Genomic DNA, 11,937 nt, shown 5'->3' on the forward strand with positions numbered 1-11,937 from the left:
CACAGGCAGTCTTCAAGCGCATGAGCCTTGTCAAGAAATTCGCCACGGTCGCTTCCGGCACGCTGATGAGCCGGGCCCTCGGTTTCGGCCGCGAGATGCTGATGGCTGCCGCACTCGGCACCGGGCCGATCGCCGACGCCTTCAACGCAGCCTTCCAGTTCCCCAACACCTTTCGCCGGCTGTTCGCCGAAGGCGCCTTCAACGCCGCCTTCGTGCCGCTGTTCGCCAAGGAGATCGAGACGCACGGCACCGACGGCGCCAAGCGCTTTTCCGAAGAGGTGTTCGGCGTCTTGTTCACCGCGCTTCTGGCGCTGACCATCGCCATGGAACTGGCGATGCCGCTGATCGTGCGCTACCTGGTGGCGCCGGGCTTTGCCGACACGCCGGGAAAATTCGAAACGACGGTGGCGCTGGCGACCGTCATGTTCCCCTACCTGATCTGCATGTCACTCGGCGCCATGATGGCCGGCATGCTGAATTCGCTGCGCCGCTATTTCGCCGCCGCAGTGGCGCCGGTGTTCCTCAACGTCATCCTCATCGCCGTGCTCGCCTATGCCTGGTACAAGGGTTCGGACGCCCGCACCGTTGGTTTCGGCCTGGCCTGGGGCGTGCTGGCGGCCGGCTTGGTGCAGCTGGCGATCGTCTGGGCGGCGGTGCGCCATGCCGGCATTTCGATCGGCTTCCGGCGGCCGAAGATGACGCCGAACGTCAAGCGGCTGCTGATCCTGGCGCTGCCGGCGGCGATCACTGGCGGCATCACCCAGATCAACCAGCTGATCGGCACGGCGATCGCGTCGGCGCAGGACAGCGCCGTGTCGTCGCTGGCCTATGCCGACCGCGTTTACCAGCTGCCGTTGGGCGTCGTCGGCGTCGCCGTCGCCATCGTGCTTTTGCCGGAACTGTCGCGGGCGCTGAAATCGGGCAATCTGGTCGAGGCGGCCAATCTGCAGAACCGCTCGGTCGAGTTTACCCTTTTCATGACCTTGCCGGCGGCGGCCGCCTTGCTGGTCATGTCCGAGCCGATCGTGCGGCTGGTCTATGAGCGCGGCGCCTTTGCCGCCAACAATTCGACGCCGACGGTCGCGGCAATCCTGGCGATCTTCGGCCTCGGCCTGCCGGCCTTCGTGCTGATCAAGGCCTTCACCCCAGGTTATTTCGCCCGCGAGGACACGCGCACGCCGATGATTTTCGCCGCCATCTCGGTGGCGGTTAACATTACCACGGCGCTGACGCTGTTTCCGACCATGGGCGCGCCCGGCATTGCCGTTGCCTCCGCCGTCGCCGGCTGGGTCAATGCGGCGATGCTGCTCGCCGTGCTGATCCGGCGCGGCCATTGGGGCCGCGACGTGCCGCTCATGAAACGCATCCCGCGGCTGGTGCTGTCGGCGGCGGTTATGGCCGCCGCGCTCTATTTTGCCGAGCACTGGTTCGCCGCAAGGCTGGCTTCCGGCTCGCCTCTGGTGATCAAGGCGGTAACCCTGCTTGCGCTCGTCGCCGGCGGGGCGCTGCTCTACTTCGTCACCGCCTTCGCCATCGGCGGCGCAGATTTCGGCATGATCCGCCGCAATATCGGCCGGAAGGGATCCCAGCCGGTCAAGGAGCAATCTCCCGATTCATGAGGCGGAAAATTCGTCAGCGCCAATTTTGTTCTTGCTTTGTGCCGGCAGCTATGCTATTAATCTCAGTATGGTGCTAATTGGCTCCAGTGACCCGCCCGCCGAGGCGGGTTTTTGTTTCTGGTCGGCGCCATCCCCTCAAACAGCCTTCTGTTCGGCCGAAGCCAAAGCCCCGCGCTCTGGCCAACGCCCCTCTTGATCGTCTCCTCGCTCTCGTCCATAAGCGCGCCGTCGCAAGACTTTCGCCGCGCGCGAAACGGCCCTCCACAAGCCAGGGAAACACCATGACCGATCAGCCCCCCTTCAAGCCGCTCGTTTTTTCCGGCGTCCAGCCAACCGGCAATCTGCATCTCGGCAATTATCTCGGCGCCATCAAGAAATTCGTCGCCCTGCAGGACACCTCCGACTGCATCTATTGCGTCGTCGACCTGCATTCGCTGACCGCACAGCTCGTCCATGAGGATCTTCAGGACCAGACGCGTTCGATCACCGCGGCGTTTCTCGCCTCGGGCATCGACCCGACCAAGCACATCGTCTTCAACCAGTCGCGGGTGATGCAGCACGCCGAGCTTGCCTGGATCTTCAACTGCGTGGCGCGCATCGGTTGGATGAACCGCATGACGCAGTTCAAGGACAAGGCCGGCAAGGACCGCGAGAACGCCTCGCTCGGCCTGCTCGCCTATCCCTCCCTGATGGCCGCCGACATCCTCGTCTACCGCGCCACCCACGTGCCGGTCGGCGACGACCAGAAGCAGCATCTGGAGCTGACCCGCGACATCGCGCAGAAATTCAACAACGACTTTTCGGACCGGATCGCAGCGCTTGGCGTCGGCGTCGAGATGCAGGTCGGCGAGGAAACGGTGAACGGCTATTTCCCGCTGACCGAGCCGGTCATCGGCGGCCCAGCGGCGCGCATCATGTCGCTGCGCGACGGTTCGAAGAAGATGTCGAAGTCGGACCCGTCGGACCTGTCGCGCATCAATCTGACCGACGATGCCGATGCCATTTCGAAGAAGATCCGCAAGGCCAAGACCGACCCGGAGGCTTTGCCCGGCGAACTGGACGGGCTTGCCGGCCGGCCGGAAGCGGAAAACCTCGTCGGCATCTATGCCGGCCTCGCCGAAATATCGAAAGAGGCGGTGCTGAAGGAATATGGCGGCCAGCAGTTTTCGGTGTTCAAGCCGGCACTGGCCGACCTTGCGGTGGAAAAGCTGGCGCCGATCGCCGGCGAGATGCGCCGCATCTCCGGCGACCGCGCCTATGTCGACGCGGTGCTGCGGGATGGCGGCGAGCGTGCCGGCACATTGGCCGAAACGACGATGAAGACCGTGCGCGACATTATTGGCCTGCTGCAGGGCTGAGCTGCACCAATATCGCCACAGCCGCCGGTCGCTTGCGGGCGGGCTGTGGCGGTGGCAGATTGCGACCGAAACCATCGAACAGGGTGAATATGGTCTCCAAACGCCTCAGCCGCGAAGCCGGTCATCGCCGCAAGTTCCTGGCGATCATCGACGACACGCCGGAATGCGAGCGCGCCGTCGCCTACGCCTCGAAGCGGGCGCAAAGCACGGGCGGCGTGCTGGTGCTGCTCTATGTCATCGAGCCGGATGATTTCCAGCACTGGCTCGGCGTCGAGAAGATCATGCGCGAGGAGGCGAACGCCACGGCGCGCGCGGCACTCGACAGCTACGCCAACAAGGTGCGCCAGAAGCTCGGCATCGAGCCGGAGTTGGTGGTGCGCGAAGGCAAGCCGACCGAAGAGATCCACAAGCTGATCGAGGAAGACCAGGACATCGCCATCCTGGTGCTGGCGGCAGGCGCCGGCAAGGAAGGGCCCGGGCCGCTGGTCGGCGCGGTCGCCGGCAAGGGCGCCGCCTTTCCCATCCCGGTCACGGTGGTGCCGCAGAACCTGTCCGACGAGGAGATCGACAGCCTAGCCTGAGATGTGTCGATATTCAGGTGAGGCCGGCCTGCAAATGGCGGCTTCCTCCGCTTCCGGTGCTCACGTACCCAAAAGTACGCTCCGCTCCGGTTCTCGGAACCCACCCAGTTTGGTCGCTTCGCGCCCGTCTTCGACTCCGGCTCGGCCTGACCTGAATCTCAACACATCTCCAAGCGTTTCAGAGCGCTAGCAAAACATTCCGCCAGCCAGCCGTTCCCCGCGATGCCTTTCGCTTGAATGTCGGGCGGATAAAGCCTAATTAGAATTATTCCAAACTAGCTGCCCGAAACGGGCACGGAGACGGCCATGTTCATCCAGACCGAGTCGACGCCAAACCCGGCGACGCTGAAATTCCTGCCCGGCAAGGAAGTGCTGCAAGAAGGCACTGCCGATTTCCGCGATGCCGACAGCGCCGCGACGGCTTCGCCGCTGGCTGGCCGGCTGTTCGAGATCCCCGGCGTCACCGGCGTCTTCTTCGGCTATGATTTCATCACCGTGACCAAGGACGGCCCCGACTGGCAGCATCTGAAGCCGGCTATCCTCGGCGCCATCATGGAGCATTTCATGTCCGGCGCCCCGGTGATGGCCAAGGCCGGCCCCGCCGCCGAGACCAGCCAGACCGGCGAATTCTACGACAAGGCCGACGAGGAGCTTGTCGTCACCATCAAGGAGCTGCTCGATACGCGGGTGCGCCCGGCGGTGGCCCAGGACGGCGGCGACATCACTTTCCGCGGCTTCGAGAACGGCACCGTGTTCCTGCACATGAAAGGCGCCTGCGCCGGCTGCCCGTCCTCGACGGCGACGCTGAAGCACGGTATCCAGAACCTGCTCCGGCACTTTGTGCCGGAAGTGCAGCATGTCGAACAGGTCTCCTGACGCACCGTTCCATCGTCAACGTCGATAGACAACAAAAAACCGGGCCAAAGTGCCCGGTTTTCTGTTTGCGACGTCTGTGTTGTTGCCTAGACGGTCCGCGTATAAGGGTTTTATATCACAATGACCTTGGCGCCGACCGAGGTGCGGTCGTAGAGGTCGATAATGTCCTGGTTCATCAGCCGGATGCAGCCCGACGACATCGCCTTGCCGATCGAATTCCATTCCGGGCTGCCATGCAGGCGGTAGCCCATGTCGCCGCCCTTGTTGAACAGGTACATGGCGCGCGCGCCGAGCGGGTTCTTCAACCCCGGCTCCATGCCGCCGGCAAACTTGGCCAGCTCCGGTTGCCGCCTGATCATCTGCGAAGGCGGTGTCCAGGTCGGCCATTCGCGCTTCAGCGCGATATGGGCGGTGCCGTGCCATTCGAAACCCTCACGGCCGACGCCGATGCCGTAGCGCATCGCCTCGCCGTTGCCCATGACGAAATAGAGGAACTTGTTCTGCGTATCGACGATAATGGTGCCCGGCTTTTCCTTGGTGTCGTAGTCGACGATCTGCCGGCGGTATTTGAACGGCACCTTTTCGATCGGAACGCGCGGCAGATGATAGCCGGCGTCGGTTACCGCGCCATAGTTGTTGGTGAAGATCTGCGAGCCGATGGTGCTGCAACCGGCGACAGCCGTCGACAGCGCCAGGGCCGCGACGATTGCAAGTGACTTCATGCGCATGAAAAGGTCCGATGCCTGCCCAAACAACAGCGGCTCGAGTCGGCCGCTTTTTTCATCTTCATTCATGCTGGCATTTGCTTTGCTTGCCAAGCGGGCGATGCCTATATCCTTGGCCTCGCGTGTTGGTAAACCTGCGACTATGGCATTTCGGCAACAGCCCCAGCAGGATTATGCTGCAAAATCAATGGGACAAGAACAACAACCGGAAGACGAGGAAATCACCATGAATGTCGGTGACGCTGCCCAGCGCTCAAAAGTTTAGGAACCTGCGCCGTTCGAGAGCAAGCGTTCCCCAGCCTTCGACACGCCGCAAGGCAGGGGCGGCGGTCACGATCCCGGCGGGCGGTACCGGATCGACTTGGCTTTCCCAAGCGCGTCCATCGTCTCTTCGACACTTAACAAGACGGTGGTCTCGTAAGAGCTGAGCGCGCCTCCCGCACCGATGGCGAGCATGACGGATGCCATGGACACATTGTCCGGCGCCTCCCATAGGTTCCAGCCATCGTATTCTCCGAAGGCATACCAGAACCCGTGCAGCTTTCCGCCGACCGACTCGATGTAAGAACGGGCAGCCTCGCGTCTATCCTCGGGATTATCCATCAAGCGCGCCCAGGTTTCGGGCCTGTAGCTGAATCGCGTAAGATACATCGGCATGGTTCGTCTCCTCCCAGAGCTGCCCCCACGAGGATAGTTAAGCGCCGCAATCCGGGAGAAGGCGAGTCGTTTCCGAGGCGTAGTACCGCTGGCTTAGTTGCGGGGCCGCTAATAGACCTGTTTCAATTGCCTTTCCCAAGGGGAGTAAGGTCAATGGCCGCATATCTCATTGCTGATGTCGACATAACCGACGCCGCCGTTTTCGAGGAATACCGCCGGGACGTGCCGGCAACCGAAGCCCGCTACGGGGGCAGATACATAGCTCGCGGCGGAGCCACCAAAGTTCTGGAAGGTGATTGGGAACCTCATCGCCTCGTCATTGTCGAATTCCCAGACATGGCTTCCCTCCTAGCATGGTACGACTCTCCGGAATACGGCCGCCTCAAAGCCATCCGCGAACGCTGCGCAAAGACGAGGATTATTGCACTGGAGGGCATGATGCCGGTTAGTTAGAGGGCCGGGTCGATGACAATGGTAAATCTGAGTTGCCATATCTGGTGCGGTCCGGCGACAGGACAGGATATGAATCAGCAAGCTTCAAACTTGCGGGCGGGAAATGACGGCCAATGATGGGGGGATGACGCCGGCAGCACTCATTGAACGAGACCTACATATCAATATGGCCCCACACCGGATCGGCAGACCTAGGGTTGTGTCATGGCGTTGAAAATGCCGGCGCCAACTATCGCACATAAGACTGCGGCCCCAAGCCCTCCCACAATGATGCACCACCAGGCGCGGCCATTTCCCCGAAGCACGGGATTCATTTTTATCATCCGTCGCGCCAGAAGCCCCTGGTAGAGTGCATAAGAAGACCCGAAACCGGCGAGCCAAATGACGGAAAATACGACGCCCCGCGTGAGCATCCTATTGAGCCTAGTCTGCTCGACCGTCAAACTTGCATTCTCAGTAACCATGCTTCGCCACCTTTTTGATTACGCTGCGACCACTATCGGGCATGCAGCGGTGAATATTAGATCAACCGCGACGCCTCGCGAAAACATAGCTCCCCTCGCTAGTAGGAACCGCATTCATAACGCGAGCAGCCCGCCTTGTGGAAGGGCGGGCCTTGTAGCGCCCGCTCCACAGTATTTTGCAGATAGGTTCGTCAGCCCGGTAATCGCCCCCAAAAAGGCGATTATGTACACGTTGATGGGCAAGCTGGCGCACATGCCGCTCGCCCCAAAACCAAAGCCGAAAGGCAAGGAGGCCCGTTAGGCAATGGATGAGTCACAATGAGCGTCGTCAGCGGTGTGGTGCTTTGTACATCTATTGCTGAAGATTGTTCGAGCCCGAACGGTCAGCTCGTTCTTTTTGGGCGCATACAGGAATGGCTGGCGGAGCGCGCCGGCCCCTTCCAACAACTTAACAGCGTCGAGGCTAGCTTCGGCGGCAGCAAGCATCCGCAAATGTTTGTAGCTGGCGGCGGCTTCAACCATTTCTCCGAAGACGACTTTGCGGCCTACGTGATGTCGCTGCCTTGGCAAAACCCAGAAAACGTTGTGTTGGTGATCGACCCCGAAGAGGGGGCTACCCGCGTCTTCAGACCTTCCTGTTTGTAAAGTACATAATCGCCCCAAAAAACCGCGTTCAAACCGTGAACAAAATCTGGCATGGTGCGGTCATGCCGATCATCTCACCTCTACCCCTCAACCCGCTTATCGACGGTCGCCAGTCGGAGCGTGCCATGCTGGTCAGGCGTGGCGTCCAGCGGCTGCTCAAGCAGATGGACGCGCATGTCTTGCCCGAACTGTCGCTGGCGACCGGGCGCCGCGCCGATCTCGTGGCACTGACCCGCCAGGGCGACATCTGGATCATCGAGATCAAATCCTCGGTCGAGGATTTCAGGGTCGACCGCAAATGGCCGGACTACCGCCTGCATTCCGACCGCTTCTTCTTCGCCACGCATCCCGGCGTGCCCCAGGAAATCTTTCCGGAGGAATGCGGCTTCATTCTCTCGGACGGCTATGGTGCTGAGATTCTGCGCGATGCGCCCGAACACCGGATGGCGGCGGCGACGCGCAAGGCGCTGATGTTGAGGATCGCCCGCGCCGGTGCTGCGCGGTTGCTGGCGGCCGAGCTTGCCGGCGTGTCGGTGCCGGCGCTGGAGGGTGAGAGCGAGTAGGCTTTGCACTCCGCGTAATTGTAGATGCGGCGCTGCCCCTCATCCGGCTGCCGCCACCTTCTCCCCGTAAGTGACGGGGAGAAGGGAGCAAACCAGAGAGAAGCTATTCCATGATGCGGTAGGGCTCCATCTCCTTGACCCATTGGCGCGCGCGTCGATCTTGGCGAACATGGCCGCCTCACTCGTCCCAGGCTTGCACCACAGTCTGCCGCGCGATCAGGCCGTTCTTCAGCTCCAGCATCGCCGCGCAGAACACCTTGGTCCCGTCCGGATAAGCGCAGGCCTGGGTGAAGGCGAGATTGTTGCCGTCGGCGATGGTGGTGTCGACCTTGTGGGTCATCGCCCGGCTGCAGATGTCGTCCCAGAACGTAGTGATCGCAGCGCGCCCGCGGATTTCGCGAGGCTTGCTCGGCGGGTTGTTGCGGTCGATCACCCGCACCAATGCATCGTCGGCATAGAAGCTCGCCAGCAATTTTCCGTCACGGCCCTCGATCGCCTTCTTGATCGCAGCGCCGTCTATCGTCTGTGTCTTGGTCAGCATTTTACCCTCCACAGGCCCTTCTTCTCGATCGGGCGGTTTATTTGATCAGGCGCTGCCCGGCGCTCGCCGTCGGGCAGCGATCTTTCACTGCGACTTTGCCTTGACGGCCGCAAACACCTCGTCGGACTGCTTCTTGAAGGTGGCGAGATCGACTTGGCTGCCGTTGAGCATCGTCGACCAGTGGCGCACGATCGCCGCCATCGCCACCGCCTCCTTGATCTCCTCATCGCTGGCGCCATTGAGCTTGGCCGCCTGCGTGTGGAAATAGATGCAGTATTGGCATGGGATCTGCGAGGCGACGGCGAGGCCCATCAATTCCTTGGTCTTGCCGTCGAGCGCGGTGTTCGGGTTGAGCTGTACGCCCTTGATCTCGGCCCAGCCGCCGGCAACGGCGACATCCGGCAGCGTCTTGAACATGTCCGGCACCGAGCCAAGCGTGGCCTGGATGTCCTTGTAGGCGGCCGTCGCCGAGGCGTCCTCGGCCTTGGCAGGAACTATCGCCAGCAGCGCGCCAACGCCTGCCGCCAGCAGCAGCGATTTGAGTGTCGACTTCAGCATTTTATTTCTCCCTTCGCAGGGCCTTTCCCGGCGATATCCGCCTGGCCTGCATGGGACGAAGTGATAGCGCTTACGCATGCCCGGCCGCTTCGCCCGAAAGCGCCATGGCGCCTATGGCCCGTGCGGGCCAGCGTGCCGGGCCGAGAACGCCGCCGCCGCCGCCCGCGACGGCAGGTCCAGCTTGAGCAGAATGTTGGCGACGTGACGCTTGACCGTGTGTTCGCTCAGCCCGAGTTCGGCGGCGATCGCGGCATTGCTCTTGCCATCGGCGATCAGGTTCACCACCTCGCTTTCGCGCGCCGTCAACGCGGCAGGCTCGGTCGCCTTGGCCTTTGGGCGGCAGGCAGGCTCCAGATGCTGTTCCGAGGTCGCCTGCACCAGCGCAAGCGGTTCATCCAGCTCGTCAAGCGCGATGCGCCCGGCGTCGTTGAAATGAAGGCCTGAACCGGCGGCAAGTTCGGCGACCAGCCGCGACGCAAGGATGTCGCCGCGCCCGGCATGCGTGGCGAGCTGCATCGTCACGCGCGCCGTCAATCCCGTCGGCGGTCCGCGCAACTCGACCTCGCCGACATGCACGCCCTGCGCGCTGGCGACGCCGATTTCCTGCGCCGCATCGCGCAGCGCCGCCGCGCAGCGTACGGCCCGCGCTGGGCCGTCGAAGCGCGCCATCATCAGCTCGCCATGCGTGCCGGCCGGGCGGCCGCCATGGCGTCCGACCAGCAGGCGCCATGTTTCCTGAAAGCGCTGGCTGCGCTCGCTCCACATGCGGTCGCCAAGCCGCGCCGTGTCGTAGATCCGGGTGACCAGCAGTGCCGCTAGCACGCGTTCCACCTCGGCTACCGCTCGCGCTCCGGTCAGGAACTCCTCGATCACATCGGCCACCCGGTCGACATCGCCGGTCCAGATCGGGTGGTCGCGCCCGGGCACCTCGACCAGCCGCGAATTCGGGATCTTCCTTGCCAGGAAGCGGCTGGCCTCCGGGTCGACGCGTGCGTCGTTGCGGCGATGGATCAGCAGTGTCGGTGCGCTGATCGCTTCCAGTACGCCGCGCACGTCGATCGCCGCATTCATGTGGGCCAGGGCGATTGCCGCCGTCGGGCTCGCCGACAGCCGCTCGAAGCGCGCCCACCATGTGGCGAAACGCGGATCGTCGACGCGTCCGGGCGCGAAATGCGGCAGGGTGGCGCCGGTGCCCCATGCGGTCTCCGCCGTCGCGATGAAGGCCTCCAGGCGCTCCGGCGGCATCACCCATTTGTGGAAATGCGCATAGCCGCCATAAAGCGCCAGCGCCCGCGTCCGCTCGGGGTAGGTGGCGGCGAACAGCATTGCCATCGGCGCGCCTTCCGAAGCGCCGAGCAAGGCGGCGCGGCCGCTGCCGGTCGCGTCCATCACCGCGCGCACATCGTCCATACGGGTTTCGAGGCTGGGCAGGTGGTGGACATCGACGCGGTCGGACAGACCGGTGCCGCGCTTGTCGAACAGGATCAGCCGTGAGAACGCGGAAAGCCGCCTCAACAGCCGGGTGTAGCCTTCGTCTTCCCAGTGCAGGTCGAGATTGGAAATGAAACCCGGCACGAAGACGAGATCGAGCGATCCCTGGCCGACCACCTGATAGGCGATCCGCACGTCGCCGCTAAGCGCGTATCGAGTTTCGATCGGCCTCACGAGTTGTCCGCCCGACCCGACGATTTCTTATCGCCGGATCATAGCAGAGCCGCGCAGCTTGCGGCAGATGAAACTTTAGAGCGAGTGAATGTAGGCCCGCGGCACCTACTTCTGTGACGCGGCGGTCTCGGTGTTCGCTCCGCCGACGCTAAAACCTGCGCCCTCCGGCGCGCCCGGCCGCTTGATGTGTGGCGCAGCCGCGACGACAAGCTCATTGAACCCTTCGCCGCCGCTATCAAGCATCTCGAACAATTGCCGGCGCATCCTCGGTTCCCAGAACTTGTTGATGTGCTCGGCGACGCCGGCAATGCCTTGCTCGCGCGGCTTGGAGTGGAAGAAGGCGGCGATCTGGTTGGCCATGCGAACCAGCTTTTCGCTGGTGCTCATGAGGTGGCCTTCGTCATGCGACATGCTTGGCAACTCCGGAAACCACGCGGTCAGGATGGGTGAAAATATCGAAATCATCGCCGCGCACCAGCGCCACCAGCGTCATGCCGGCATCGTCCGCGGTGCGGATGGCAAGCGCGGTCGGCGCCGAGACGGCAATGATGACGGCCGAGCCGATTGCCGCGGTCTTCTGCACCATCTCGACCGAAACGCGCGACGTGACGACGACCGCACCGCCGGCGCCGTCGATACCGGTCCTGGCCAGTGCGCCGGCCAGCTTGTCCAACGCGTTATGGCGGCCGACATCCTCGCGCGCCATGACGATGCCCTTGCCGGGAAGGTAAAAACCGGCGGCGTGGACGGCACCGGTTTCGGCGTGCAGTGGCTGCAGCTTCGACAAAAGCTTGACCGAGCGGACGATGTCATCGGCCTGAAGTGTAAGTTGCGACGCACCGACCGGGTTTACCGAGCGCATCGCCTCCTCGATCGATTCGATGCCGCACAACCCGCAGCCGACCGGGCCGGCCAGCCGTCTGCGACGCGCCTCGAAACGGGTGTTGGCGCTATCCTTCAGCCGGATCTGGATATCGATGCCGGCGCCGTGGTCCTCGACCTCGATCGCTTCGATTTCGTCCGGCGAGGCAATGATGCCTTCGGTCAGCGAGAAGCCGAGCGCGAAATCCTCGAAATCGGCCGGGCTTGCCATCATCACCGCATGCGTGGTGCCGGCAAAGGAGAATGCCACCGGCGTCTCTTCCGGCACCATCCGGTTGGCGGCCGCGGTGCCGCCCGCGCGGCGCGCGAGGCGGCTGATCTGCGCAATGGCTTTGCGGCGCGCGGTCAAA

General features: G+C 63.1%; 15 protein-coding genes. 8 read left to right on the forward strand and 7 right to left on the reverse strand.

The features are described from left to right. Nucleotides 1-20 precede the first annotated feature (20 nt). From murJ to AC0L2X_RS18955, 4 genes are all read left to right on the forward strand, one after another. Entirely contained in the window at nucleotides 21-1,619 is a 1,599-nt protein-coding gene (murJ, locus tag AC0L2X_RS18940; RefSeq protein WP_473562107.1) for a murein biosynthesis integral membrane protein MurJ, read from the forward strand. Between the two features lie 281 nt (nucleotides 1,620-1,900). Beyond that, nucleotides 1,901-2,977, forward strand: coding sequence for a tryptophan--tRNA ligase (gene trpS / locus AC0L2X_RS18945; protein WP_473560618.1), 1,077 nt, complete (start codon nucleotides 1,901-1,903; stop codon nucleotides 2,975-2,977). Nucleotides 2,978-3,066: 89 nt separating this feature from the next. Then, nucleotides 3,067-3,558: a universal stress protein gene (locus AC0L2X_RS18950; RefSeq protein WP_352469977.1), complete on the forward strand. Its 492-nt coding sequence runs from the start codon at nucleotides 3,067-3,069 to the stop codon at nucleotides 3,556-3,558. A gap of 306 nt (nucleotides 3,559-3,864) precedes the next feature. Beyond that, complete coding sequence (locus AC0L2X_RS18955; protein WP_023676386.1) at nucleotides 3,865-4,434, forward strand: NifU family protein; 570 nt, start codon at nucleotides 3,865-3,867, stop codon at nucleotides 4,432-4,434. Between the two features lie 110 nt (nucleotides 4,435-4,544). On the opposite strand, the gene AC0L2X_RS18960 is transcribed toward AC0L2X_RS18955, so the two are convergent. Beyond that, entirely contained in the window at nucleotides 4,545-5,162 is a 618-nt protein-coding gene (locus AC0L2X_RS18960; RefSeq protein WP_473560620.1) for a L,D-transpeptidase, read from the reverse strand. Here AC0L2X_RS18960 and AC0L2X_RS18965 point away from each other — a divergent pair. Further along, complete coding sequence (locus AC0L2X_RS18965; RefSeq protein ID WP_473560621.1) at nucleotides 5,155-5,424, forward strand: hypothetical protein; 270 nt, start codon at nucleotides 5,155-5,157, stop codon at nucleotides 5,422-5,424. The two genes, AC0L2X_RS18960 and AC0L2X_RS18965, sit on opposite strands and share 8 nt — an antisense overlap. Before the next feature lie 65 nt (nucleotides 5,425-5,489). Here AC0L2X_RS18965 and AC0L2X_RS18970 read toward each other — a convergent pair whose 3' ends face one another. Further along, nucleotides 5,490-5,816, reverse strand: a complete 327-nt coding sequence (locus AC0L2X_RS18970) for a GYD domain-containing protein (protein ID WP_023717906.1) — start codon at nucleotides 5,814-5,816, stop codon at nucleotides 5,490-5,492. A gap of 153 nt (nucleotides 5,817-5,969) precedes the next feature. On the opposite strand from AC0L2X_RS18970, the gene AC0L2X_RS18975 reads away from it, so the two are divergent. The 3 genes from AC0L2X_RS18975 to AC0L2X_RS18985 all read left to right on the forward strand — a co-directional run bounded on the left by AC0L2X_RS18975 (nucleotide 5,970) and on the right by AC0L2X_RS18985 (nucleotide 7,941). Further along, complete coding sequence (locus AC0L2X_RS18975; RefSeq protein ID WP_023717905.1) at nucleotides 5,970-6,269, forward strand: DUF1330 domain-containing protein; 300 nt, start codon at nucleotides 5,970-5,972, stop codon at nucleotides 6,267-6,269. A gap of 782 nt (nucleotides 6,270-7,051) precedes the next feature. After that, a complete protein-coding gene (locus AC0L2X_RS18980; RefSeq protein WP_473560623.1) occupies nucleotides 7,052-7,378 on the forward strand; it encodes a hypothetical protein in 327 nt (108 codons plus the stop codon). 62 nt (nucleotides 7,379-7,440) lie between these two features. Next, nucleotides 7,441-7,941, forward strand: a complete 501-nt coding sequence (locus AC0L2X_RS18985) for an MmcB family DNA repair protein (RefSeq protein ID WP_352488561.1) — start codon at nucleotides 7,441-7,443, stop codon at nucleotides 7,939-7,941. Between the two features lie 178 nt (nucleotides 7,942-8,119). Here the strand turns inward: AC0L2X_RS18985 and AC0L2X_RS18990 are convergent, their stop codons facing one another. The 5 genes from AC0L2X_RS18990 to fdhD all read right to left on the reverse strand — a co-directional run bounded on the left by AC0L2X_RS18990 (nucleotide 8,120) and on the right by fdhD (nucleotide 11,936). Further along, nucleotides 8,120-8,482, reverse strand: coding sequence for a nuclear transport factor 2 family protein (locus AC0L2X_RS18990; RefSeq protein ID WP_352836830.1), 363 nt, complete (start codon nucleotides 8,480-8,482; stop codon nucleotides 8,120-8,122). Nucleotides 8,483-8,566: 84 nt separating this feature from the next. Next, a complete protein-coding gene (locus AC0L2X_RS18995) occupies nucleotides 8,567-9,040 on the reverse strand; it encodes a carboxymuconolactone decarboxylase family protein (RefSeq protein ID WP_473560625.1) in 474 nt (157 codons plus the stop codon). 111 nt (nucleotides 9,041-9,151) lie between these two features. After that, nucleotides 9,152-10,705 carry an alpha/beta fold hydrolase gene (locus tag AC0L2X_RS19000; protein WP_473560627.1) on the reverse strand — a complete coding sequence of 518 codons (1,554 nt, stop codon included), beginning with the start codon at nucleotides 10,703-10,705 and terminating at the stop codon, nucleotides 9,152-9,154. 105 nt (nucleotides 10,706-10,810) lie between these two features. Next, the gene (locus tag AC0L2X_RS19005; RefSeq protein ID WP_352488059.1) at nucleotides 10,811-11,116 is read right to left on the reverse strand and encodes a formate dehydrogenase subunit delta; all 306 of its coding nucleotides are present in this window, start codon (nucleotides 11,114-11,116) and stop codon (nucleotides 10,811-10,813) included. Continuing rightward, a complete protein-coding gene (fdhD, locus tag AC0L2X_RS19010) occupies nucleotides 11,106-11,936 on the reverse strand; it encodes a formate dehydrogenase accessory sulfurtransferase FdhD (RefSeq protein ID WP_473560630.1) in 831 nt (276 codons plus the stop codon). Before fdhD ends, AC0L2X_RS19005 begins: the two co-directional genes overlap by 11 nt. Between the last annotated feature and the right edge of the window lies 1 nt (nucleotide 11,937).

Source organism: Mesorhizobium sp. WSM4828 (assembly GCF_055811175.1).

Excerpts from the sequence above, each read along its gene's own strand:
- AC0L2X_RS18950 (WP_352469977.1), top strand. The coding sequence starts at position 3,067 with ATGGTCTCCAAACGCCTCAGCCGCGAAGCCGGTCATCGCCGCAAGTTC.
- murJ (WP_473562107.1), top strand. The coding sequence starts at position 21 with ATGAGCCTTGTCAAGAAATTCGCCACGGTCGCTTCCGGCACGCTGATG.
- AC0L2X_RS18970 (WP_023717906.1), bottom strand. The coding sequence starts at position 5,816 with ATGCCGATGTATCTTACGCGATTCAGCTACAGGCCCGAAACCTGGGCG.
- AC0L2X_RS18955 (WP_023676386.1), top strand. The coding sequence starts at position 3,865 with ATGTTCATCCAGACCGAGTCGACGCCAAACCCGGCGACGCTGAAATTC.
- AC0L2X_RS18980 (WP_473560623.1), top strand. The coding sequence starts at position 7,052 with ATGAGCGTCGTCAGCGGTGTGGTGCTTTGTACATCTATTGCTGAAGAT.
- AC0L2X_RS18960 (WP_473560620.1), bottom strand. The coding sequence starts at position 5,162 with ATGCGCATGAAGTCACTTGCAATCGTCGCGGCCCTGGCGCTGTCGACG.
- AC0L2X_RS18975 (WP_023717905.1), top strand. The coding sequence starts at position 5,970 with ATGGCCGCATATCTCATTGCTGATGTCGACATAACCGACGCCGCCGTT.
- AC0L2X_RS18990 (WP_352836830.1), bottom strand. The coding sequence starts at position 8,482 with ATGCTGACCAAGACACAGACGATAGACGGCGCTGCGATCAAGAAGGCG.
- trpS (WP_473560618.1), top strand. The coding sequence starts at position 1,901 with ATGACCGATCAGCCCCCCTTCAAGCCGCTCGTTTTTTCCGGCGTCCAG.
- AC0L2X_RS18965 (WP_473560621.1), top strand. The coding sequence starts at position 5,155 with ATGCGCATGAAAAGGTCCGATGCCTGCCCAAACAACAGCGGCTCGAGT.
- AC0L2X_RS18995 (WP_473560625.1), bottom strand. The coding sequence starts at position 9,040 with ATGCTGAAGTCGACACTCAAATCGCTGCTGCTGGCGGCAGGCGTTGGC.
- AC0L2X_RS19005 (WP_352488059.1), bottom strand. The coding sequence starts at position 11,116 with ATGTCGCATGACGAAGGCCACCTCATGAGCACCAGCGAAAAGCTGGTT.
- AC0L2X_RS18985 (WP_352488561.1), top strand. The coding sequence starts at position 7,441 with ATGCCGATCATCTCACCTCTACCCCTCAACCCGCTTATCGACGGTCGC.